23 protein-coding genes are annotated in these 20,798 nt (G+C 65.7%); 17 read left to right on the top strand and 6 right to left on the bottom strand.

What is annotated here, in order from left to right:
• The first annotated feature begins 77 nt into the window (after positions 1-77).
• A complete protein-coding gene (locus ACP7AX_RS11740) occupies positions 78-611 on the top strand; it encodes a DUF488 family protein (RefSeq protein ID WP_426226613.1) in 534 nt (177 codons plus the stop codon).
• A gap of 10 nt (positions 612-621) precedes the next feature.
• Here the strand turns inward: ACP7AX_RS11740 and ACP7AX_RS11735 are convergent, their stop codons facing one another.
• Positions 622-1,089: a response regulator transcription factor gene (locus ACP7AX_RS11735; protein ID WP_426226612.1), complete on the bottom strand. Its 468-nt coding sequence runs from the start codon at positions 1,087-1,089 to the stop codon at positions 622-624.
• A 55-nt stretch (positions 1,090-1,144) separates the two neighbouring features.
• Complete coding sequence (locus ACP7AX_RS11730; protein WP_426226677.1) at positions 1,145-1,888, bottom strand: ANTAR domain-containing protein; 744 nt, start codon at positions 1,886-1,888, stop codon at positions 1,145-1,147.
• 296 nt (positions 1,889-2,184) lie between these two features.
• Here ACP7AX_RS11730 and ACP7AX_RS11725 point away from each other — a divergent pair, with 296 nt between their 5' ends.
• The 3 genes from ACP7AX_RS11725 (at position 2,185) to ACP7AX_RS11715 (ending at position 5,639) form a co-directional block, all read left to right on the top strand.
• Positions 2,185-2,775, top strand: coding sequence for an adenylate kinase (locus ACP7AX_RS11725; RefSeq protein ID WP_426226611.1), 591 nt, complete (start codon positions 2,185-2,187; stop codon positions 2,773-2,775).
• Positions 2,772-3,644 (top strand): NAD-dependent epimerase/dehydratase family protein, encoded by an 873-nt coding sequence (locus ACP7AX_RS11720; protein ID WP_426226610.1) that lies wholly within the window; start codon positions 2,772-2,774, stop codon positions 3,642-3,644. Before ACP7AX_RS11725 ends, ACP7AX_RS11720 begins: the two co-directional genes overlap by 4 nt.
• Positions 3,645-3,791: 147 nt before the next feature.
• The gene (locus tag ACP7AX_RS11715; protein ID WP_426226609.1) at positions 3,792-5,639 is read left to right on the top strand and encodes a S8 family serine peptidase; all 1,848 of its coding nucleotides are present in this window, start codon (positions 3,792-3,794) and stop codon (positions 5,637-5,639) included.
• On the opposite strand, the gene ACP7AX_RS11710 is transcribed toward ACP7AX_RS11715, so the two are convergent.
• A complete protein-coding gene (locus tag ACP7AX_RS11710) occupies positions 5,636-6,463 on the bottom strand; it encodes an FCD domain-containing protein (protein WP_131684415.1) in 828 nt (275 codons plus the stop codon). The genes ACP7AX_RS11715 and ACP7AX_RS11710 overlap by 4 nt on opposite strands.
• A 135-nt stretch (positions 6,464-6,598) precedes the next feature.
• Here ACP7AX_RS11710 and ACP7AX_RS11705 point away from each other — a divergent pair, with 135 nt between their 5' ends.
• The 7 genes from ACP7AX_RS11705 to ACP7AX_RS11675 all read left to right on the top strand — a co-directional run bounded on the left by ACP7AX_RS11705 (position 6,599) and on the right by ACP7AX_RS11675 (position 13,643).
• A complete protein-coding gene (locus ACP7AX_RS11705) occupies positions 6,599-7,891 on the top strand; it encodes an extracellular solute-binding protein (protein WP_131684416.1) in 1,293 nt (430 codons plus the stop codon).
• A 111-nt stretch (positions 7,892-8,002) separates the two neighbouring features.
• Positions 8,003-8,947 carry a carbohydrate ABC transporter permease gene (locus ACP7AX_RS11700; protein ID WP_426226608.1) on the top strand — a complete coding sequence of 315 codons (945 nt, stop codon included), beginning with the start codon at positions 8,003-8,005 and terminating at the stop codon, positions 8,945-8,947.
• The gene (locus ACP7AX_RS11695; protein WP_426226607.1) at positions 8,944-9,825 is read left to right on the top strand and encodes a carbohydrate ABC transporter permease; all 882 of its coding nucleotides are present in this window, start codon (positions 8,944-8,946) and stop codon (positions 9,823-9,825) included. Before ACP7AX_RS11700 ends, ACP7AX_RS11695 begins: the two co-directional genes overlap by 4 nt.
• A 5-nt stretch (positions 9,826-9,830) precedes the next feature.
• Positions 9,831-10,979 carry a galactonate dehydratase gene (gene dgoD, locus ACP7AX_RS11690; RefSeq protein WP_426226606.1) on the top strand — a complete coding sequence of 383 codons (1,149 nt, stop codon included), beginning with the start codon at positions 9,831-9,833 and terminating at the stop codon, positions 10,977-10,979.
• Between the two features lie 5 nt (positions 10,980-10,984).
• Entirely contained in the window at positions 10,985-11,665 is a 681-nt protein-coding gene (locus ACP7AX_RS11685) for a bifunctional 4-hydroxy-2-oxoglutarate aldolase/2-dehydro-3-deoxy-phosphogluconate aldolase (protein WP_426226605.1), read from the top strand.
• Complete coding sequence (locus ACP7AX_RS11680) at positions 11,662-12,636, top strand: sugar kinase (RefSeq protein ID WP_426226604.1); 975 nt, start codon at positions 11,662-11,664, stop codon at positions 12,634-12,636. The genes ACP7AX_RS11685 and ACP7AX_RS11680 overlap by 4 nt, the downstream gene beginning before the upstream one ends.
• Positions 12,637-12,755: 119 nt before the next feature.
• The gene (locus ACP7AX_RS11675; protein WP_426226603.1) at positions 12,756-13,643 is read left to right on the top strand and encodes an NYN domain-containing protein; all 888 of its coding nucleotides are present in this window, start codon (positions 12,756-12,758) and stop codon (positions 13,641-13,643) included.
• 41 nt (positions 13,644-13,684) lie between these two features.
• Here ACP7AX_RS11675 and ACP7AX_RS11670 read toward each other — a convergent pair whose 3' ends face one another.
• Positions 13,685-14,806 carry a DNA alkylation repair protein gene (locus tag ACP7AX_RS11670; RefSeq protein WP_426226602.1) on the bottom strand — a complete coding sequence of 374 codons (1,122 nt, stop codon included), beginning with the start codon at positions 14,804-14,806 and terminating at the stop codon, positions 13,685-13,687.
• Between the two features lie 100 nt (positions 14,807-14,906).
• Between ACP7AX_RS11670 and ACP7AX_RS11665 the strand changes: the two genes are divergently transcribed.
• Both ACP7AX_RS11665 and ACP7AX_RS11660 read left to right on the top strand, forming a co-directional pair.
• Positions 14,907-15,713 (top strand): phosphatase PAP2 family protein, encoded by an 807-nt coding sequence (locus tag ACP7AX_RS11665; RefSeq protein WP_426226601.1) that lies wholly within the window; start codon positions 14,907-14,909, stop codon positions 15,711-15,713.
• Positions 15,714-16,022 (top strand): MmcQ/YjbR family DNA-binding protein, encoded by a 309-nt coding sequence (locus ACP7AX_RS11660; protein ID WP_131684421.1) that lies wholly within the window; start codon positions 15,714-15,716, stop codon positions 16,020-16,022.
• 40 nt (positions 16,023-16,062) lie between these two features.
• Here ACP7AX_RS11660 and ACP7AX_RS11655 read toward each other — a convergent pair whose 3' ends face one another.
• Positions 16,063-16,389, bottom strand: coding sequence for a MerR family transcriptional regulator (locus ACP7AX_RS11655; RefSeq protein WP_426226600.1), 327 nt, complete (start codon positions 16,387-16,389; stop codon positions 16,063-16,065).
• A 131-nt stretch (positions 16,390-16,520) separates the two neighbouring features.
• Between ACP7AX_RS11655 and ACP7AX_RS11650 the strand changes: the two genes are divergently transcribed.
• The 4 genes from ACP7AX_RS11650 to ACP7AX_RS11635 all read left to right on the top strand — a co-directional run bounded on the left by ACP7AX_RS11650 (position 16,521) and on the right by ACP7AX_RS11635 (position 19,648).
• On the top strand, positions 16,521-16,946 hold the full coding sequence (locus tag ACP7AX_RS11650) for an Hsp20 family protein (RefSeq protein WP_131684515.1): 426 nt from the start codon (positions 16,521-16,523) through the stop codon (positions 16,944-16,946).
• A 71-nt stretch (positions 16,947-17,017) separates the two neighbouring features.
• Entirely contained in the window at positions 17,018-17,449 is a 432-nt protein-coding gene (locus ACP7AX_RS11645) for a DnaJ domain-containing protein (RefSeq protein WP_131684422.1), read from the top strand.
• Positions 17,450-17,508: 59 nt separating this feature from the next.
• A complete protein-coding gene (locus ACP7AX_RS11640) occupies positions 17,509-17,886 on the top strand; it encodes a hypothetical protein (protein WP_131684423.1) in 378 nt (125 codons plus the stop codon).
• A gap of 205 nt (positions 17,887-18,091) precedes the next feature.
• A complete protein-coding gene (locus tag ACP7AX_RS11635; protein WP_131684424.1) occupies positions 18,092-19,648 on the top strand; it encodes a GH1 family beta-glucosidase in 1,557 nt (518 codons plus the stop codon).
• 28 nt (positions 19,649-19,676) lie between these two features.
• Here the strand turns inward: ACP7AX_RS11635 and ACP7AX_RS11630 are convergent, their stop codons facing one another.
• A complete protein-coding gene (locus tag ACP7AX_RS11630; protein WP_426226599.1) occupies positions 19,677-20,759 on the bottom strand; it encodes an App1 family protein in 1,083 nt (360 codons plus the stop codon).
• Positions 20,760-20,798 lie beyond the last annotated feature (39 nt).

The following is a 20,798-nucleotide window of genomic DNA, read 5'->3' as shown; positions in this document are numbered from 1 at the left end:
TCATTTCTAGGCAGCCAGGCTTTCGCTCCGGTTTGCCGAGGATGTGCTGAGCCTGTGAAAGGGTGGGGAGCATGGTCATGGCGGACAGGAACGTGCGGCTGCTGACGGTGGGGCACGGAACCGCCGGCCAGGCCGAGTTGACCGAGCTGCTGTCCGCCTCGGGAGTCGAGGCCCTGGTTGATGTCCGCATCGCCCCCGGCAGCCGCAAGTTTCCGCATTTCGGCAAGGATCTTTTGGCAGAGTGGCTGCCCGCGGCAGGAGTGGAGTACCGCTGGGAGAAGCGGCTGGGCGGGTTCCGGAAGCTGCCGCCCGATTCGCCAGACGTGGCACTGCGCAATGACTCGTTCCGTGCCTACGCCGCCTACATGAGGTCACCCGAATTCCTGGCCGCCGTCGCTGAGCTGATCGCCCAGGCCGGGGAGCAATCCGTGGCGATCATGTGCAGCGAGACGGTGTGGTGGCGGTGCCACCGGCGGCTGATCGCTGACCACCTTGTGCTGCTCGACGGCGTTGACGTCCGGCACCTGATGCCCGGCGGGAAGCTCGCGCCACACCCGCCCACGTCCGGGGTGCGGCTTGTTGGGGACGAACTCGTCTACGACCAGCTGTAGCGTTGCTGTTTTACTGGCGCTGGTGCGCGGACGAATCCTGGCGGGTTGAGTCCCGGCGGGTTGAGTCCCGGCGGGCTGACTCCTGCCGTGCCGATTCCTGCCGGGCCGGGGCAGCCGGCGGGCACAGCCTGAGCGCGATTTCCTGAAGGTCCTTGGGGTGGAAAGGCTTCGTGAGATAAGCGGCCGCGCCTGAGGCCATCCCGGCGAGGATCTCATCTTCCTCAGATCTAGCCGTGAGGAAAAGCAGGGGAGCCTTGCTGAGGGCGCGGATGGCGCGGGCGGCGATGTGACCGTCCATGTCCGGCAGGCCCAGGTCAAGGGTGATGAGTGAAACTGAGGGATCAGCCGCTGCAACGATGCCCTCGGCGCCGTTTGCCACTGCGCGGACGTCAAAGCCGGCGCGGGTCAGCACCACTGTGACCAGCATGCGGATGTCGTCGTCGTCCTCAATGACCAGACAGACGAGTTTCTTTTCCATGAGCCCCCCGGAGCCGACTTTGAACCAGTGTAAAGGCTGGTGAGGCTCCCCGGTTTCACCCGTCGTAATGTGTCCGGACGGTGCCTTGTCCCAGGGCGCTGACCACGGAGGCAGCCACTTTGTGCAGCTTCGAATTTCGGGTGCTTGAGGCGGCCCTCAGGAGGTCGAAAGCTTCCTGCTGGCTGCAGCGGTTCTGCGCCATGATGATGCCCACGGCCATGTCGATCACCGTGCGGGACTCCAGGGTGGCCCGCAGGTTCGCCGCAGTGTCGCTGTAATGGGCGAAGCGGACGGCAAGCCGCAAAGCCAGGGAAGTCTGGCGAACGAAGTCCTCCGCGGATTCCCGAATGCTGCCGTCGAAGCGGCGGGGACGCGCGGAATACAGGAGCAGGGCCGCTTTCGTTTCGCCTTGGAGCTGGTACGGAATTGCCAGGACGGAGCGGATCCGGTGGCCGGTGACCGCATCAGAGTATGCGGGCCAGCGAGTGTCCTCGACGACGTCGGCGATGAGGACTGTCATCTGGTCCGAGGAAGCAGCCATGCCCGGGCTTTCGCTGGTCTGGTATTCGATCTGGCCAAGGGCCAGCGCAGCTGGTCCGCTGCTGGCAACCGTGGCCGCCTTGCGCTCGCGAAGGAGGGCGATGCCGCACAGCACTTCGTCAGCGGGAGCCGAAAGATTCCGGGCTGCAACCCGTGCGAGCTCGTTCAGGAACTCCTCAACATCGGCGCTGTTGAGAAGTTCCTCATGCAGGTGCTCGGTGATTGATGTAGCTGTATTTGCAGTTGACTCGCCGGCCACGGTTCTTGGTGCCATTCGCTCAGGTCAAAACGAGCCGGCAACACCCCGCAACCCGCCGCAGAGGCTGGAAGACGCGGAGGCCGCTGGTTCGGACGAACTCTCCAACGGCCTGCTGCTAAACCGATATCCAGAAGTATATACAAGCCGGAGGCGCCTGAAATGCAATGGGTCGGCCCGGCCCGGCGCTCTCCCCAGGCTGGTGTTGTGTGAGGCTTGTAGGCAGAATGAAGCACACGTTGGCGCTGCCGGCGGTGGACCTGAGACCAGCCGGCTATGACGCCGCGGAGGGACAAAACATGACCAGACTGCTCATCATCGGGCCGCCCGGATCGGGAAAAGGCACCCAGGCGGTGCACATTGCGCGGCATTTCAGCATCCCCACGGTGTCCACGGGCGATATCTTCCGGACCAACGTCAGCCAGGAGACGCCGCTGGGGGTGGAGGCTGCCAGGTACCTGGACGACGGCGCCTTTGTTCCGGACGAGCTCACCAACGCGCTGGTCAAGGACCGGCTCCAGGAGTCAGACCTGGAGCCCGGGTTCCTGCTCGACGGGTACCCCCGGACTGCCACCCAGGTTACGGAACTGGACAACATGCTTTCCTCCCGGAGCCAGCGGCTCGACGCCGTCGTGGAGCTCCGCGCACCTGATTCCGAACTCGAGCAAAGGATGCTCAAGCGGGCCAAGGAACAGGGCCGGAAGGACGACACCCTCGAGGTGTTCCGGCACCGGCTGGACCTTTATCACCGCGAAACACACGAGGTTGTTGCCGTCTACGCCGGCCGCGGCATGCTGGTCTCGGTTGACGGCAGCGGAGACCCAGATGCCATCACTGAACGGGCCATTGCGGCCGTCGAAAAGTTACTTGCAGAAGGAGTGGCACCATGAGGATTGCAGTGACCGGCGGAAGCGGAAAACTGGGGCGTCACGTGGTCCGCAGGCTCACCGAGGACGGCCACCAGGTTATGAACCTGGACCGCGCGGGGGACCGGAGCCCCGGACTGGTGGTGGTGGACCTGCGTAACTACGGCCAGGTCCTGGATGTCCTGCTGGGCGTGGACGACCGGCACGCTGGGTTCGACGCCGTCGTCCACCTGGGGGCCATCCCCGCACCTGGCATCATCCCTGACGCCGCCACCTTCGAGAACAACATGCTCTCCACCTACAACGTCTTCCAGGCGTGCAGGCGGGCAGGCATCAAGAAGGTGGTCTACGCCTCCAGCGAGACGGTGCTGGGACTCCCGTTCGACAGCGATCCGCCGTACATTCCCGTGGATGAGGAATACGCGGCCCGGCCCGAGAGCACCTACTCGCTGGTGAAGCACCTCGAGGAGCAGATGGCCATCCAGCTGACCCGGTGGGATCCTGAGCTAAGCATCACTGGTCTGCGGTTCTCCAACGTGATGGACGCCGGGGATTACGAACGGTTCCCGTCCTTCGATGCGGACGCCCGGGGGCGCAAGTGGAACCTTTGGGGCTACATCGACGGAAGGGACGGCGCGCAGGCGGTGGCCCGCGCCCTTGAAAATGCGCAGCCCGGTTTCGAGGCGTTCATCGTCGCGAACGCGGACACCGTCATGAGCCGTTCCAGCGCCAGCCTGGCCGCCGAAGTGTTCCCCAACGCCAAGGTGACCAAGGAGCTGGGCGAGCACGAGACCATGCTGTCCATCGACAAGGCGAGGCGCCTGCTGGGATTCGAACCCGAGCACACCTGGCGGACGTACCACTCGAACCGGACCACGCCCACGGAGGACTGAGCCGCTTTCGCAAGGCATTCCCGCAACTGGCCAAGGGTTTCCGCAGGATCCGGGCAGATTCCGTCATTGGCGGGTGGGGGCTCCTAAGCTTTTTGCAGGAGCGGTGTACCAGTTCCGCCCAGCCCCCTCTGCCCCGCTAGGACTCCCATGCGCACCCGACGTTTTGTGCTGCCCCGTGTAGCGCTGCCCGCAGTCATCACACCCCTCATTGCCGCCGTCATTCTTTCGGCGTCTGCCCTGCCGGCAGCGGCCGTTGACCGCTCCGGGAACGACGGCGGGGCAAAGAACCGCTACATCGTCCAGTACGCCGGGGAAGCCGATGTCCCTGCCGAGGTGGCGCGCTTGAAGTCCCAGGGCATCGGCGTCGGCCGGTCCTATTCACACGCCCTCCGTGGTGCCCAGGTCATGGCGACGCCGGCCCAGGCCGCGGCACTGTCCCGCTCCGCCGGCGTCGTGGCGGTGGAGATCGATGCTCCGGTCAGGATCACCGGGACTCAGCAGCCTGCACCGTGGGGACTGGACCGGGTGGACCAGCGGCCGCTGCCGCTCACTGGTACCTACACGTGGACGGCGGCGGGAGCCGGGACCAGCGTCTACGTGGTGGACACCGGGGTTCTGGCCGCCCACTCCGAGTTTGCCGGCCGGATTGCCGGTGGTTGGACTGCCGTGCCGGACGGACGCGGATCCGGGGACTGCAACGGCCATGGCACCCACGTTGCCGGGACCGTCGCCGGATCAACCTACGGGGTGGCCAAGGGTGCCACGATTGTCCCGGTGCGGGTGCTCGACTGCACCGGCTCCGGCTTCAACTCCGATGTGGTGGCCGGCCTGGACTGGATCGCTGCCAATCATGCTGCCGGAGCGCCCGCAGTGGTTAACCTCAGCCTGGGCGGAGCCGCCAGCGCCGCCGTGGACACCGCCCTGCAGGGAGTCATCAACGACGGCGTCACTGCAGTGGTCGCGGCAGGCAACTCCGCGGTGGACGCCTGCGCCGGCTCCCCGGCGCGGCTCCCCGCCGCCGTCACGGTAGCGGCCAGCGATTCCGCCGACCGCCAGGCGTCCTTCTCCAACTTCGGTACATGCGTGGACCTCTACGCGCCGGGCGTCGGCATCACCTCCGCTTCCTGGGCGTCAGCAACCGCAACCGCCTCCATGTCCGGGACGTCCATGGCATCCCCGCACGCAGCAGGGGCAGCAGCTGTCCTGCTGTCCCAAAACCCATTGCTAGCGCCCGCTCAGGTTGCGGCGGCGCTGAACTCGAACGCCACAACCGGCGTCGTCAGCGGTGCAGGAGCCGGAACCGCGAACCGGCTGCTCTACTCGGGAGGAACGGCGCCGGTTGTGCCGGCACTGCCGGCGCCCACTGTGACGTCCCGGACACCCGGTGCGAACGCGACGGCGGTGCCCGTGGGGACCAACGTGACAGCAACTTTCAGCGCCGCCGTCCAGGGGGTTGGCGCCGGAACCTTTGTGCTCCGGAACGCGGCCGGCACCGCCATTCCCGCCACCGTCAGCTACAACGCAACCACCAAAACGGCCACCCTCGATCCGGCCTCAGCGCTGGCCTCTGACGGCACCTTCACGGCTACCCTGGTGGGCGGCAGTTCGGCAATCCGGGATACCGCGGGCACCGCACTGGCGAGCACCAGCTGGACATTCCGCACCGGTCCGGCGCCGACAGTCACAGCCTTCACCCCTGGCAGCAACGCCCTCCTGGTCCGGCGGAACAACAACATTTCCGTCTCCTTCAGCGAGGCAGTCCAAGGTGTTGGCACCGCTACGTTTACGGTCAGGAACGCCGTCACCGGGGCAGTGGTTCCTGCCGCCGTGTTCCGCAACGGCACCACCAACCAGTGGATCCTTGACCCGCAGCAGACCTTGGCCGCCAAGACCAAATACACGGTCACGGTCACCGGCGGTCCCGCGGCGATCCGCGACCTCACCGGCAATCAGCTGGCCACCAGGACCTGGCAGTTCACCACCGGTTCGTTCTAGCGGACCAGTTCCGAAGGGCCAGGCAGGGAGTTCGACGGCGGCAGTTGGGGGGCGTCGTCGGACTTTCCCGGCTGCCGCGCTGGTGCGTCCTTGGCACCGACCGGGTGGTGCTCAGACCAGATGGTGCCCACTTCCTCAGCGAACTGTTCCACAATCCTGCTCATCGCCGCGTGTGCGGCGGCGGCCTCGCCGCGCTGGATGGCGCTGGCCACGTCCACGTGCAGCTGCAGTGCCTGGTGGTCCGGCAGGTGGGGCATCAGTCCATGCTGCGCGCGGCCGGTGAGGACCTCGGCCACCAGGTTCTGCAGCTGGGCAAACATGGCGTTGCCCGACGCCTTCAGGACAGCGGCGTGGAATTCGACGTCCAACCGGAGGAATTCCTCCTGGTCGCCGCGCTGGCCTGCCGCCCACAGCCGGGCCGCATGGGATACGAGGTCGCTGCCGGCATCCCAGGAGGCGCGTTCCGCCGCGAGGCGGGCGGCCTGCGGCTCAATCGCGCCACGGAGTTCATTGAGAGACTGAAGCTGTTCGAGCCGGCGGGAGGAAGCAAGCCGCCACCGGATCACCTGAGGGTCGTAGAGATTCCAGGCTTCCTCGGGCTGCACCACGGTGCCGAACCGACGGCGGGAGGCCAGCATGCCTTTGGACGCCAGCACCCGGGCTGCCTCCCGGACCACGGACCGGGACACCTTGTGCTGCGCCTCCAGCTCGTCCAGCCTCAGGACCGAATTCGGAGCGAAGTGGCCCTCAGCAATCGAGAGTCCCAGACTCTGCACCAGCGAACCGTGAAGGTCGGTTGGCGGCAGCGTCTTGGGGATTTTCATACATAAATCATACGGCTTAGCAAAAAGGGTTGTATATGTCTGCCTTATTTACCTATGATCGCTTCCAGAGCAGATGTAAAGATGCATTTGTATGCGGCTGGACAGTGACGTCAGCCCTGAAATGAGGGAGTCGTAATGAAGCGACGTTCAATAGTGAAGTACGCGGCAGCCGCCGCGGTGCTTTCGCTCGGGCTGACCGCCTGCAGCGGCAGCGGCAGCGAGGACGCCAAGGAATCCGGCACAGTCCGGGTCACGCTGGCTAACCACGTCTGGACTGAAGGCATCAAGGCAGCCATCCCGGAATTCGAGCAGTCCAGCGGCCTGAAGGTTGAACTGACCCAGCTCGGCGAAGACCAGCTCTCCGATCAGTACAACGTCAAGCTGAACGCCGGCAGCGACGAAATCGACGTCATGATGTACCGCCCGCTCCAGGAGGGCAAGGCGTTCGCGAAGAACGGCTACCTCGCTGACCTGACCGGCAAGGTTTCATCTGACGCCGCCTGGGACTGGAAGGACTACCAGGAGGGCCCCGTCAAGGCCACCACCGTTGACGGGAAGGTGGTGGGCGTCCCCATCATCACCGAACGCGAAGTGCTCTATTACCGCAAGGACCTCCTGCAGGCCGCCGGTCTCCAGGTGCCCAAGACCATGGAAGAGCTTGAGGCTGCGGCGAAGGCCATCAAGGCTTCTTCGCCGGACACCGCCGGCTTTGTGGCCCGCACCGGCAAGTCCGCCGCAGTCACCCAGTTCTCCAGCTTCCTCTTCAGCTTCGGCGGCGACTTCACCGATGCCAGCGGCAAGTCCACCGTCAATTCCGCTGCTGCCAAGGAGGCCTACGCCTTCTACGGCGGCCTGATCAAGAATTACGGCCCGGCCAACGTCAGCACGGACATGAGCTGGCCCGAGGCCATGGCAATCTTCACCCAGGGCAAGGCTGCCTTCTACACGGAGGCCGACTCGCTCTACAAGAACGCCACTGACCCGGCCAAGTCCAAGGTTGCCGACACTGTCGGTTTCGCGGCCCTGCCCGCCGGCCCGGCAGGTTCAAAGCCGTACAACATCCCGTCGTGGGGCCTGGCAGTGAACGAGGCCTCGGGCAACCAGGACAACGCCTGGAAGTTCATCCAGTGGGCCACCAGTAAGGAACGGACCCTGGCGGCGCAGAAGGCGGGCGTCCCAGGGCCCCGCGCCTCGGTCTGGGCGAACTCCGAAGGAACCTCCACCTACCCGAAGGACCTCGCCGAGGCCATTGCGGTTAGCGCCAAGAACGGTGTGGGCCATGACCGCCCGGAGGTTGTCACCGTAGGCAAGGCCCGCGAAATCGTGGGTGAGCCGATCGTTGCCTCCATCACCGGCGGGGATGCATCAGCCGCTGCTGACAGCGCCCACCAGGCCTTCCAGGAGTTCCTGGACAGCGAAAAGAAATAGTGCTGCAGGTGCCTCGGCGCCCCAGTGCATAGCCCGGCGGGACGGCATTGACTATGCCGTCCCGCCGCGGCCCCACTTCACCCCCCAACTCCTTAGGTGAACATGTCTGTAATGAACGCTCCCCGCAGCGCTCCTGCGCGCAGCGCCGGCCGCCCACCCAGCATGCGTGGGAACTTCTCCAACTGGTCCAACCGGCACCGCAAGTGGCTTTTTGCGGCCCCTGCGATGATCTTCGTCGGGGTCCTGATCGTCTTCCCCCTGGCCTGGACCCTCTACCTGAGCCTCACCGATTCGCAAGGGTCCGTCCGTGCCGCCACCGAGTTCATCGGCCTGCAGAACTACCTCACGGTCCTCTCCGACACTGAACGCTTCTGGCCCGCCGTCGGCCGTACCCTGTCCTTCACCGGCGTCGCGCTGGTGTGCGAGGTGGTGCTCGGCATGGGCATCGCGCTTCTTCTCTGGCGCCCCTTCCGTGGCGAAAAGTGGGTCCGGGTGGCCATCCTCCTTCCGCTGGTTGCCACTCCGGTAGCCGTGGGCATGATGTGGCGGCTGATCTTCGATCCCAACATCGGCTTCGCCAACCAGCTGCTGGGCATGATCGGAATCCCGCCACAGCCATGGCTCTCCGGCCAGGACACCGCGCTGGGGACCACCATCTTCATGGACGTGTGGCAGTGGACCCCGATGGTGGTGCTGATCCTGCTTGCCGGCCTGACCTCCCTCTCCGAAGAACCTGACGAGGCGGCCCGGGTGGATGGCGCCAGCGCGTTCCAGCGCTTCTTCTACATCACCCTTCCGCTCATGATGCCCACCGTGATTGTGGCCATCCTCCTCCGGGGCATTGACGCCCTGAAGACTTTCGACATCCTTTACGCCACCAAGGGCAAAGGCGGCGGTTCCTTCCACGAAGTGGAGACCCTGAACGTCTACGCCTACGGCCTGAGCTTTGACTACAACCAGTACGGGCTGTCCTCTGCGGTACTGATCCTCTTCTTCATGATCATCATCGGCACCATGTGGCTGCTGACCATGCGCAAGAAAGCGGTAAGCAAATGACCGTCCTGACCCCAGACCAGACCTCCGCCGGACAGCCCCAGGTGATCCGCCGCCGTCGGAAGCCCCTGGCCACACGCGCCTACAAGGTCTTCCGCGTCATAGCCCTGATCGCGGTGGTGCTTTTCCTGATTGCCCCGCTGGCCTGGATGCTGCTGGCCTCCTTCAAGACCAACGTGGACATCTACGACACCGGCAAGGCGCTGTTCTTCGCCCCGACGGGCGAGAACTACGCCAACGTGCTGCAGCGGAACAACTACTTCGTCTTCATCTTCAACAGCTTCTGGGTGGCCTTCGTCTCCACCGCGCTGTCCCTCATTCTCGGCGTACCGGCCGCCTATGCCATGAGCCGCTTCACCATGCACCGCTCGGCCCTGGTGGTCCTGATGGCCCGCGTCATCCCCGGCGTCTCCCTGCTGGTGCCGTGGTACTACGTGTTCTCCAACCTGCGGATGGTGGGGCGGTTCGAAGTACTGATCCTCAGCCACATGTTCGTTGCGCTTCCCCTGATCGTGTACATCATGATGAGCTACTTCGATTCCCTGCCGCTGGAGCTGGAGGAGTCGGCCCAGGTGGACGGACTCACCCCGATCGGCGCGTTCCGGCTCATTACGCTGCCGCTGTCCATCGCCGGAATGGCCACCGCCGGCATCCTGTCGTTTATCTTTTCGTGGAACAACTTCATGTTCGCCCTGGTGCTTTCCGGTTCCCGGACCAAGACGCTGCCCGTGGCCATCTTCGACTTCGTCTCGTACGCCAGCATCGACTGGGGCGGCCTCATGGCGGCCGCCACAGTGGTCACCGTCCCCATCATGATCATTGCGCTCTTCACGCAGAAATACATCGTCTCCGGCATGACTGCCGGCGCTACCAAGGGCTAGCCGGCATGACACTTATCAGCAGGATCGAAACCTTCCTCGTCGCACCGCGGTGGCTGTTTGTCCGGATCGAAACCGAGAGCGGGATCGTCGGCTGGGGCGAGGCAACCTGCGAGGGCCGCAGCGAAACGGTCCGCACCGCCGTCGAGCAGCTCTCCGAGGTGCTGATCGGCAATGACGCGCTCCGGATCGAGGACCACTGGCAGGTGATGACCAAGGGCTCCTTCTACCGCGGCGGCCCCATCCTGGCCAGTGCCGTCTCAGGCCTGGACCAGGCCCTCTGGGACATTGCCGGCAAGCACTTCAACACGCCCGTCCACCAGCTGCTCGGCGGACACGTCCGGGACCGGATCCGCATGTACGGCTGGGTGGGCGGGGACGAACCCAATGAGGTGGCGGACCAGATCAGCGCCCAGCTGGAGGTGGGACTCACCGCCGTCAAAATGAACGCGAGCGGCCGGATGAGCCCCATCGCCTCGGTGGCAGAGCTCGACGGCGTGGTCCGCCGGGTTGCCGCTGCCCGCGAGGTCCTCGGGGAACACCGGGACGTTGCGGTGGACTTCCACGGCCGCTTCAGCCTCGCCAACGCCCGCCGGGTGGCGCCGCTGCTGGAACCGTACCGCCTCTTCTTCCTGGAGGAACCGCTGGTCCCGGAAAATACGCACCTGCTGCGCGAACTGACCTCCTCCACCACCACGCCGGTATCCACCGGGGAACGGCTGTACAGCAGGCAGGAATTCCTGCCCGCACTGCAAGCCGGCATCGCCGTGGCCCAGCCCGACCTGTCCCACGCGGGCGGCATCACCGAGGTGCGGAAAATCGCCTCGCTGGCGGAAATCTACGAAGTCCAGCTTGCCCCGCACTGCCCGCTCGGTCCGCTGGCCCTGGCCGCGTGCCTGCAGGTGGGCTTTGCCACCCCCAACTTCCTCATCCAGGAGCAAAGCATCGGCATCCACTACAACAAGGGTGCCGAAGTCCTGGACTACGTGGTGGACAAATCCCCACTGAAGTTCGTGGACGGCCACATCGAGCGGCTGACCGGTCCCGGCCTGGGCATCGAAATCGATGAGGCCGTTGTGCGTGCGGCGGACAAGCGCGGCCACGCCTGGCGGGGGCCGGTTTGGCGCCACCCGGATGGAGCGTTCGCAGAATGGTGAACAACATGACTGACAGCACTGACGTGACGCCCGAAGGACTGCTGGCCGGAATCCGGGAGTCCCGCCTCGTGGGAATCGTACGCGGCACGGACGGGGCGGCCGCGGCGCAAGCGGCCCTGGCTGCGATGGACGAAGGATTTCGCTTCGTCGAGATCGCCCTGACCACGCCAGGAGCGCTGGCGGCGATCCGCGAGGTCCGCGCCGCCGCGCCTGCAGGTTGCTACGTTGGAGCGGGAACCGTGATGACGGTCCAGGACGTGGACAACGTGGTGGCGGCCGGCGGGCAGTTTATGGTCACGCCCTCGCTCGCCGAGTCCATCAAAGAATCAGCCGGGCGGAGTATCCCCGTTCTGGCCGGCGCCCTGACGCCCAGCGAGGCCTACGAGGCGATGAACCGCGGCGCCACCGCCGTCAAGTTGTTCCCGGCTTCCATTGGCGGGCCCGGCTACCTGAAAGCACTGCGCGATCCCTTTCCCGCCATCCCCTTCATCGCGGTGGGCGGGGTGGGCCTTGACGAAGCAGCCGGCTACTGGGAAGCCGGGGCAATCGCCGTCGGGCTCGGCGGGCCACTGTTCGGCGATGCCGGCTCCGGCGGTGACCTTGCCCCCATGCGCGGGCGGGCCCGCTCCTTTGTGGACCTGGCGGATTCCTTTGCCCGGCGGACCGCCGCGACGGGCGCGAGGTGAGCGCCGCCGTCGACCTCCTGACCTTCGGTGAGTCCATGGTTTCGCTCCGGTCAGGGGGCCCGCTGTCCGCAGGCGGCCGCCTGGACATGCATGTCGCCGGCGCGGAATCCAACGTTTCCGTGGGCGTAGCCCGTTTGGGCCACAGCGTCACGTGGGCAGGGGTTGTAGGCGCGGATCCGCACGGCGAATACATCCTGCGGCAGCTTCGCTCAGAGCGGATCGCCACGCAGCACCGCGTGGATGCCACCCGCCCTACCGGAGTTATGTTCCTGGAGCGCAGGACGGCGGACATCACCCGGGCGTTCTACTACCGTGCCGGTTCCGCAGGTTCCACGCTCAGCCGGGAGGACGTGGACCGGGCGTTAGCGGCCGGCCCGCGCGTGCTGCACCTGACCGGCATCACCGCCGCCCTCAGTCCGGAAGCCCGGCAGGCCGTCGAATATGCCGCTGAGCGGGCCGCTGCCAAGGGCATTGTGGTCTCGCTCGACGTCAATTACCGCAGCCGGCTGTGGTCGCGGGATGAGGCCCGGGCCGTGCTTCAACCCCTCGCACTGCACGCCAACATCCTGATAGCGTCCGACGACGAACTGGACCTTGTGGCCGCTGAGCCCCTCGGTGAAGGCAGCTCCGACGACGCCGAATCCACGATTGCCGCCTCGCTGCTGGAGCAGGGGGTCGGGGAAGTGGTGGTCAAGCGGGGTGCTGCCGGCGCCGTCGTCCACACCGCCGACGGCCGGATCGAGGCTCCCGCCGTCGCGGTGACCAGTATCGATACGGTCGGCGCCGGAGACGCCTTCACCGCCGGCTACCTTTCGGCACTGCTCGACGGCGGGGACGTTGCCTGCCGCCTGCAGCGCGCCGCCGTCCTGGGGGCTTTCGCCGTCAGCACCGCCGGCGACTGGGAAGGCCTGCCCAACAGGGACGAACTGTCCATGCTGGACACCACCGCCAGCGGGACCACGCAGCGCTAGCTGCCGGCTGGGTGCTGCCGGGTCAAGCCTGCACCTCAGCAAGTCTTGGCCATTGGCCTGCTCCAGGGTCCGGCGGGGGATAGGCTCTGTTTACTATTCGCTTGGGGGAGGACGGTCCAGTGCCAGTGCAACAGAGCCGGAACGTTGCCATTTTCCTTGACATGGAGAACCTGTTCGGCGGCTACGGCAATGATGTCGCGGCCGTTCCGCTCGCCCAAGTGATGCGCGATATCGAAGCTGAAGTGGCCCGCAGCGGGCTCGGGGGCGGAACAGCCCTTGCCCGGGCATACGCCAACTGGGCCAGGCCGGACATGGCCGGGTACCGGAGCCAGCTCCTGGCCGGCAACATCAAGCCGGTCCAGGTCTTCTCCTTCGACCACAGCAGCAAGAACGCCGCTGACATTGAACTTGTGGTTGACGCCCTGGAAGTTGCGGCAGACATGCCGTGGATCGAACTGTTTGTGATCGTCAGTGGCGACGGCGATTTTGTGCCGCTGATCCGCCGGCTCCACGCCCTGGGGAAGCGGTCCTTCGTGGCCACCACGTCCCAGCCGGCAGCGGGCATCGTCAACAGACTGCTGCCATCGGTGGCAGATTACTTCCACCGCATCGAGGTACCCCCGGCGCCCGCGGCAAACATCATTCCGGCGGTTGTCCAGGCAACTCCCAAGTCCTCAAAGGCAGCGGCCGCCAAGAAGACACCCGCCACGAAACCACCACCGGCCAAGAAAGCCCCAGCGGCCACGAAAAGCCCGTCGGCCAAGAAAGTTCCGGCCGCCCACCCCGAGCTCAAGCTGTACCAGGCCAGCGTCCACGACTTCGTGAAGAAGGACCCAACCTTGTGGGTCAACGGCCAGGTGAACGCCCAGCGACTCGGTACCCTGCTGCGCAAGCGATGGCCGGACATCACCTACAAGACGTTCGGCTTCGCCACGCTCACACGGTTTGTCGAGGAATCCTGCGGGTTAAAAACAATCAAGCCGGCGGCTGCGGGCGCCAGCAAGTAACGGCGACCAGCCGGCGCCGTAACGCAGAGCCTGCTCCCGGCTCAGACCTGCACCTGGAACTCCGTGTGCCCGTGCCGGATCCCGTTGATCTGCAGCTCAAGGGCGTGGACCCCGGCATGGTGCACCCTGGTGGTCATCTGCCGGAAGGCATGGCGCTTGGTCACAGAGCGGGTCTCACCGGCGGCAAGGGTCAGCGCCCCGATCTTGAAGACCTTGGGCGAGGTGGTGCCGTTGGCCTTCATGTAGTGGACCACGTAGTCCACCGCCAGCCTGGCATCCGCGGCTCCGGTATTGGAGATCTCGAAGTCGAACGCCAGCTCACCGGGCAGTGCCACCGAGTTCCGGTCCAGCCGCGGTCCGTTAACAGCCAGCGACGCAGGGGCGAACCCCAGCAGCGCCAGCGCACCGGGGTGGGCGTTCTTGATCATGGTCCGGAGGCCGTGCCTGACCACCGAGGCGGTGTTGCCGTCCGGGGCGGCAAGCCAGCGCTCCGCAGTGGCCACCACCAGGGCGGGGGCGTGCCGCGCCACGTCATTCAGATGGTTCGCCACAGAGCGCCGGACGAAATCCGAGGGATCGCGGTACAGGGCATCAAGCACCGGAATGGTGGACGCAGGAGCCAGGACGATTCCCGGAACCCGCACGGCCCAGGGCAGGTAGGGCCGCGTCCCCTCACTCGCCAGCCTGCGGACATGCTCATCGGGATGCCCGGTCCAGCCCTGGATCACCCGCAGTGAACGCACCAGGTCCCGGTCCAGCAGCCGCCGGATGGCGAATTCGCCGGTCAGCCTGGGAGTCAGCTCCGCCAGGAGGGCCAGGCAGTCTTCAAAAGCGCCGGCGGAGTCCGGCCCGGCACCTGTTTCCAGGGCAAGTGTGACAGCGGTTTCGGATACCGGCCAGATGATCCAACCCGTGAAACCCGCTGAGGCGAGGGCCGTCCGGAAGGTGCGTGCCGCCGTCGGGAATCCCGGCTCCGGCAGCAGCCGGATGTCCGCGAGCAGTGCGGCGCTGATCTTGTCCGTACGGGCGCGGAGGCTGAGCTCGTCCAACTCGGCGGCGGCAGCCGCAACATGCCCCCAGTGAGATCCCGGAGCGGCTTCGGCGAGCAACCGCGCCAGCATTTCCACATTTTGCCGGTTGATCAATTCATTCATCACGCCCATTCAGTCAGGCTACCCCGCAGGTTGGGAGGCCAATTCCGCGCAGACGGGATAATCTTCACCCTAAGCAAATCCTCAATGGTGCACGGAGCGGAAAAACACAGTGACAGAGCAGGCAGGACCACGCACGTCTGGCGATTCCGGAAAGAAGAATGCCCTCTGGCGTATCTTCCACAACAAGTTCGTCGTGGAGGAACGCTACATGGAACCGGCCGCGAGGAGCGGTCTGTACCGGACCTCGGTGATCCTGGTAGCCGTAGGTGTCCTGATGTTCATCGCCACGCTGGTGGGCGTGCTGGCCAGCAACACGGCGCCCTGGACCTTTGATGAATCGGCCCGCAACTGGCTGCTTTCGGTCAGGTCCGAGACGGTGACGGCCGTGATGATCTTCCTGGCCGTGGTGTTCGGTCCCGTGGCACTTCCCATCATTGTGCTGGTGGTGACAGTGGCCTGGGGGTTTGCTGCGAAACACGCGTGGCGCCCTATCCTCCTGGCTGCGGCCATGCTCACGGGCGTGGTGATTTCCCAGATCATCCTGCAGATCGTCCGGCGCTCGCGGCCGCCGGTGGAACAGATGCTCTTCGGCGCCGACCACACCTTCTCGTTTCCCTCGGGCCACGTGCTGGGGGCCTGTGACTTCCTGCTGGTGACAGCTTTCCTGGTTTTTTCCCGGCGCGAAAACCCCAAGGCTGCCGTTGTTGGCTTCGTGGGCGCGGGCGTCGGCATTATCCTGGCCGCGCTGAGCCGGCTCTACCTTGGCTACCACTGGACGAGCGACGCCCTCGCCTCGGTATCGCTGTCCCTGATGATCCTCGGTGGCGTCATTGCGCTGGATACGTGGCGGACCGCACGGATTCCGGGGGAGCGCATCACCGGCGAACTCTCCAAAGCGGACGCGCCGGGGGACTGAATGGCAACCGAGGCGGACGTCCGGAGGTTGTGCCTGGCCCAGCCCGGCGTGACCGAGCGAACCAGTTGGGACCAGCCTGCCTGGTTCGCCAAGACGCTGATGGCGCGCATCTGGGAGGAGGGCGTGCTGACGGTCAAGACTGCCGAGCGTGAGGCCCTGGCCGGCACTGATCCGGACACCTTCTTTTGGACGCCCCACCATGACAGATCGCCCCAGCTGGTGCTGGTCCGGCTGGCCAAGGTCACCGTTGAGGAACTTGGCGAACTGCTGGAGGACTCCTACCGGCTGGCCGGTGGCCGGGGCGCCTGAGGCCCCGGCGTGACCGGCCCGGGCCTGACCGCGGTCCGCGCTACTCCTCCGGCAGGGACCGCGCACGTCTGAGGGCGCGGTGCAGCCTGGCATTGGCGGCCTCAAGTTCCAGGACCCGGGCGACGCCGGCGAGGTTGAGCCCCTGTTCAAGCAGTTCCCCGATGTGCAGCAGCAGGGCGATGTCCTCATCGCTGTACCGGCGCGTGCCGCCGGAAGTACGGGTGGGAGTGAGCAAGCCACGGGTTTCGTAGAGCCGGATGTTCTGCTGGCCGGTCCCCGCCAACTGGGCCGCCACAGAGATGGCATACACCGGCCGGGCCGCCCGGGCTTGGGCTGTCCGGTCTGAAATCCCACGAACTGTGTCCACTCCAAATTCCTTCCCTGTGATGTTGCATCAGTCTCTCACGGGTGCTATAAAAAATCTATATCCACCACCATAGATAAGTGGTGTGGATATGGATACTGGATCAAAACTTCTACAAGAGGAGTGGAAAGATGATGTTGATGCGTACGGACCCGTTCCGTGAGCTGGACCGGCTCACCCAGCAGGTCTTCGGGACCGTTGCCCGGCCGGCTGCCATGCCCATGGACGCCTGGCAGGAAAACGGCGAATTCGTGGTGGCGTTCGATCTTCCGGGCGTCAAGCTGGATTCCGTGGACCTGAATGTGGAACGCAACGTGCTGACTGTCCGGGCGGAGCGCCAGGATCCCACCCAGCCCAATGTCGAGCTGGTGGCCTCCGAGCGTCCGCGGGGTGTCTTCAGCCGCCAGTTGATTCTGGGTGAGGCGCTGGATACGGACAACATCAAGGCCAGTTACGATCAGGGCGTCCTCACGCTCCGGATCCCGGTTGCGGAGCAGGCCAAGCCGCGCAAGATCGAGATCGAAACCAAGCAGGGATCCATGCACGAGATCCGTTCGTAGGTCCCGGACGCCGGGGCGCAGGCAGCCCGGGCTGCCTGCGCCCCGGGCCGTTACAGCACGGAACGTACCCCATGACCACCCAGCCCGACTACTACGCCGCCCTGCGGTTGAATCCCGCCGCTACGCAGCAGGAGATTTCCCGTGCTTACCGCGCGCTGATGCGGACCCACCACCCGGATGTCGACGCCGGAACCGCCGCGGGTGCGGATACCGGAACGGCAGCGGACCGCATCACACGGGACGCCGAACTGCTCCGGATCATGCAGGCCTTTGCCGTCCTGCGCGATCCCGTGCGGCGGGCTGCCTACGACAGCACCCTCGCGGGAGGGGCGGCAAGCGAGGGACGGGCGGCAAGCGCGGGAGGGGCCGCAACTGCCGGACCCCCACGCGAGGGCGGAGCCGCGATCGACATCCCGGTCCGAAAGGTGCACACCAGGGCAGCGCCCGCCGGGACCACCATCCGGATCATGCCGGTGCGCTGGGAAAGCGGTCCATGGATCTGAGCGTAAACCTGAGGCGGACTCCTAAGACACCAACAACACCGAGGAGGCGGACAAATAAAATGAGCGAGTGGCGCCGCTACGATTCCCACCTTATTCCGGCGTTCCATGAACGGTTCGAGCAGCGCTGGGGCACCGGCACGGCCCCGTTCCTGGACCCGGAAGCCCACGAGGAGCCGCTTCCCCGTGCCCAGTGGATCAACCCCGTCACCGGTGCTGCCCTGGCCGTTGTTCCCGTGTGGACAGCCGAGGAGAGGCAGCAGCGGTCCTTTGGGGTGTTTTACCTTCCGCCCGCCGGTGACATCTGGGTCCTCCGTCCCGGTTACACCGGTTACCTGGAACCGGCCGACGGCGAACCGGAACACCTGGTCACGCTGCGGAACGATGCCTACCGCAAGGCAGTGGCACACGCCAAGGAGTTCCTCTTCGGCTCGCAGTGACGGCTCGCAGTGACACCCGCAGTGACGGCTCGCAGTGACACCCAGTGACACTGGTGACGCTTCCGGTTCTGTCGCTTGCCGGAAACGCTCTTGCCGGACACGCGGGGGTCCTCCGCGAAGGAATTATGGGAGGATATGGACCTGATAAACCCGTGGTTTATGCACCCTGCGGGAAACGTTCCCTCCGTCATTAAGGGCTGACTTCATGCACATTACCGCCAAGGACCTGGCTGCCCGGATCCCCGCCGACTTCACCTTGGGGGTTGCCACCGCGGCCTTTCAGATCGAGGGCGCGCTGGACGAGGACGGCCGCGGCCAAGCCGGGTGGGATGTGTTCGCTGCCAAGCCCGGCGCCATAGTCGACGATCACAGCCCGGCAATCGCCTGCGACCATTACCACCGGATGCCCAGTGACGTTGCCCTGCTGAAACAGCTGGGTGTGGACTCCTACCGGTTCTCCGTTTCCTGGGCACGGATCCAGCCCACGGGCAGCGGAGCCGTGAACCAAAAAGGGTTGGACTTCTACGACCGGCTCCTGGACGAGCTGCTCGCCAACGGGATTTCGCCCATGCTGACGCTCTATCACTGGGATACACCGAAGGCGCTGGATGACGCCGGCGGCTGGATGAACCGGGATACCGCCTACCGGCTGGGCGAATTTGCCGCCATCGCCGCCGAAGCCTACGGGGACAGGGTGGCCCGGTGGTGCACCATCAATGAACCAGCCACCGTTACCACCAACGGCTACACCCTGGGGCTGCATGCTCCGGGCGAGGCCCTCCTGCTCAACGCCCTGCCCACCGTGCACCACCAACTGCTGGGGCACGGCCTGGCCGTGCAGGCGCTCCGGGCTGCCGGGGTTCCCGGCGGTATCGGCATAACCAACGTCTACTCGCCCATGGTCCCGAACTCGATCAACCCCCTTGACCGGATCAGTGCAGGCCTGATGGATCTGGCCCAGAACCGGCTCTATGCGGACCCCGTGCTGACGGGTAAGTACCCGGACCTTATCCGCGCCGCGAAGTTCTTCAGCTCCTTCGACCACCCGGACGAGGACATGGAGATCATCTCCCAGCCGCTGGATTTTTACGGACTGAACTACTACATGCCCACCAAAGTCGCCGTGGGGCCGGGCGAGGGTGCGGTGCCGGCAAGCATGGCCGAGGCCATGGGAAGCGACCTGTCCGCCGCCGGCAGCGGCGGGACGCCCTTCCACGTGGAGACCTGGCCTGAAGCGGACATCACCTCCTACGGCTGGCCGGTGAAGCCCGAGTACATGCGCGTGGCCCTGAAGGAGATGGCGGAGCGGTATCCGAACCTGCCGCCGGTGATCATCACGGAGGGCGGGGCGAGCTTCGAGGACATCACTGTGCGCGACAAGTCCACCAACACCACCTTCATCCCTGACGAGCGGCGACTGAAGTACCTTTCGGACCACATCGAAGCTGCCCTGGCGGCCACCGCTCCCGGCGGTGAGGCGGAGTCCATTGAGCTGCAGGGCTACTACGTGTGGTCGCTGATGGACAATTTCGAGTGGTCCGCGGGCTACAAGCAGCCGTTCGGCCTGCTCCACGTGGATTTCGAGACCCTCGAGCGGACGCCGAAGGCATCCTTCTTCTGGTACCAGGAGCTCATCGAGGAACGGAACCTCGCGGAAGCGGCGAACATCGCCCTCGCGCAGGCCATGGTGCCGGATGCGGGCGACCAAGAGGACACGGACCTGCCCGACGGCGACGTGACCGCCTTGGGTGCCACCGCCTAGTTAGGCGGCGGCAGCTGGGAGGGGCCTCCTAAAGGAGGTCCAGGACCTTGAGCTGCTTGGCCATGCCGGCGCCATCCGTCGAGTAGATCCACGGAACCATGGAAGTGGTGTGGTCTCCGTCCTCGGAGTGGCCGCCGGCGAAGACGGACTCGCTGACGGAGAGCTGCCGGATGGCGATGGCTGCCACCTTGTCCGCGTGCTCCAGGGCAAAACCGTTGTAGATCTGCTCGTCGTGCTGGCCGTTGTCGCCAATGAGCAGCCACCGCATGTCCGGGAATTCCTTCGCGAGGCGCTCAAGATTCTTGTGCTTGTGCTCCTGCCCGCTGCGGAACCAGCGGTCATGGGTCAGGCCCCAGTCCGTCAGCAGGAGTGCGCCGGCCGGGTACATGTTCCGGCCAAGGAAACGCGCAAGGGTGGGCGCGGCGTTCCACGGGCCCGTGGACAGGTAAATGACCGGCGCTTCCGGGTGTTCGATGGTCAGCCGGTCCAGCAGGACCGCCATGCCGGGCGTGGCCATGCGGGCCCGTTCGCTGAGCACAAACGTGTTCCACAACGCCAGGAACGGCCTCGGCAGGGCAGTCACCATGACGGTGTCGTCAATGTCGGACACAATTCCAAACTTGGCGTCGCTGTCGATGACCTGGATCAGCGTCTCCACGGGTTCTGTCCCCTCAGCACGCAGGAGCGCCGTATGCCAGCCGGGGGAGAGCTGAACGTCCACCACGGTATCGATGAGCCCGCCCCGGTCCGCCTTGACCCGGGCCACCACGCCGCCGATGGTGATCTCCACGTCCGTGTACTGGAGGGGGACGCCGGTAAAGGCCCGCCACCCGCGGACGTTCTGGGTGCCGTTGCGGGCTGCATGTTCGGCCTGACTGCCAGGTGCAGGCTTCTTTGTCAGCAGGACCCTGCCGAGCACGCGCACCCAGCTCGTGGAGCCGTAGCCCTGGTAGGCCACGGTTTGGGGCGCAAAGTTCCAACGTTTGGCCAGCCGGATGCGGACGCCGTTGACGACGTCGGAGATCCGGTGTGCCAGCCGGAACAGCTGGGTGCCGGTTGGCTGTGCCGTGTGCGGAAGGTTGTGCGGTGCGTTCTGGGGAGCCCTGTCCATGCTTACCACTCTGCCACAGCCAAGACGCTGGGCGGCAGG

It is taken from the genome of Pseudarthrobacter sp. DSP2-3-2b1 (genome assembly GCF_049895945.1).
Lineage (GTDB): Bacteria > Actinomycetota > Actinomycetes > Actinomycetales > Micrococcaceae > Arthrobacter.
This window is presented reverse-complemented; position numbering and strand designations above follow the sequence as displayed.

Coding starts and splice junctions, on each gene's coding strand:
- ACP7AX_RS11740 (WP_426226613.1), top strand. CDS start 78: ATGGCGGACAGGAACGTGCGGCTGCTGACGGTGGGGCACGGAACCGCC.
- ACP7AX_RS11735 (WP_426226612.1), bottom strand. CDS start 1,089: ATGGAAAAGAAACTCGTCTGTCTGGTCATTGAGGACGACGACGACATC.
- ACP7AX_RS11725 (WP_426226611.1), top strand. CDS start 2,185: ATGACCAGACTGCTCATCATCGGGCCGCCCGGATCGGGAAAAGGCACC.
- ACP7AX_RS11720 (WP_426226610.1), top strand. CDS start 2,772: ATGAGGATTGCAGTGACCGGCGGAAGCGGAAAACTGGGGCGTCACGTG.
- ACP7AX_RS11715 (WP_426226609.1), top strand. CDS start 3,792: ATGCGCACCCGACGTTTTGTGCTGCCCCGTGTAGCGCTGCCCGCAGTC.
- ACP7AX_RS11710 (WP_131684415.1), bottom strand. CDS start 6,463: ATGAAAATCCCCAAGACGCTGCCGCCAACCGACCTTCACGGTTCGCTG.
- ACP7AX_RS11705 (WP_131684416.1), top strand. CDS start 6,599: ATGAAGCGACGTTCAATAGTGAAGTACGCGGCAGCCGCCGCGGTGCTT.
- ACP7AX_RS11700 (WP_426226608.1), top strand. CDS start 8,003: ATGAACGCTCCCCGCAGCGCTCCTGCGCGCAGCGCCGGCCGCCCACCC.
- ACP7AX_RS11695 (WP_426226607.1), top strand. CDS start 8,944: ATGACCGTCCTGACCCCAGACCAGACCTCCGCCGGACAGCCCCAGGTG.
- dgoD (WP_426226606.1), top strand. CDS start 9,831: ATGACACTTATCAGCAGGATCGAAACCTTCCTCGTCGCACCGCGGTGG.
- ACP7AX_RS11685 (WP_426226605.1), top strand. CDS start 10,985: ATGACTGACAGCACTGACGTGACGCCCGAAGGACTGCTGGCCGGAATC.
- ACP7AX_RS11670 (WP_426226602.1), bottom strand. CDS start 14,806: ATGGGCGTGATGAATGAATTGATCAACCGGCAAAATGTGGAAATGCTG.
- ACP7AX_RS11660 (WP_131684421.1), top strand. CDS start 15,714: ATGGCAACCGAGGCGGACGTCCGGAGGTTGTGCCTGGCCCAGCCCGGC.
- ACP7AX_RS11650 (WP_131684515.1), top strand. CDS start 16,521: ATGTTGATGCGTACGGACCCGTTCCGTGAGCTGGACCGGCTCACCCAG.
- ACP7AX_RS11645 (WP_131684422.1), top strand. CDS start 17,018: ATGACCACCCAGCCCGACTACTACGCCGCCCTGCGGTTGAATCCCGCC.
- ACP7AX_RS11640 (WP_131684423.1), top strand. CDS start 17,509: ATGAGCGAGTGGCGCCGCTACGATTCCCACCTTATTCCGGCGTTCCAT.
- ACP7AX_RS11635 (WP_131684424.1), top strand. CDS start 18,092: ATGCACATTACCGCCAAGGACCTGGCTGCCCGGATCCCCGCCGACTTC.
- ACP7AX_RS11630 (WP_426226599.1), bottom strand. CDS start 20,759: ATGGACAGGGCTCCCCAGAACGCACCGCACAACCTTCCGCACACGGCA.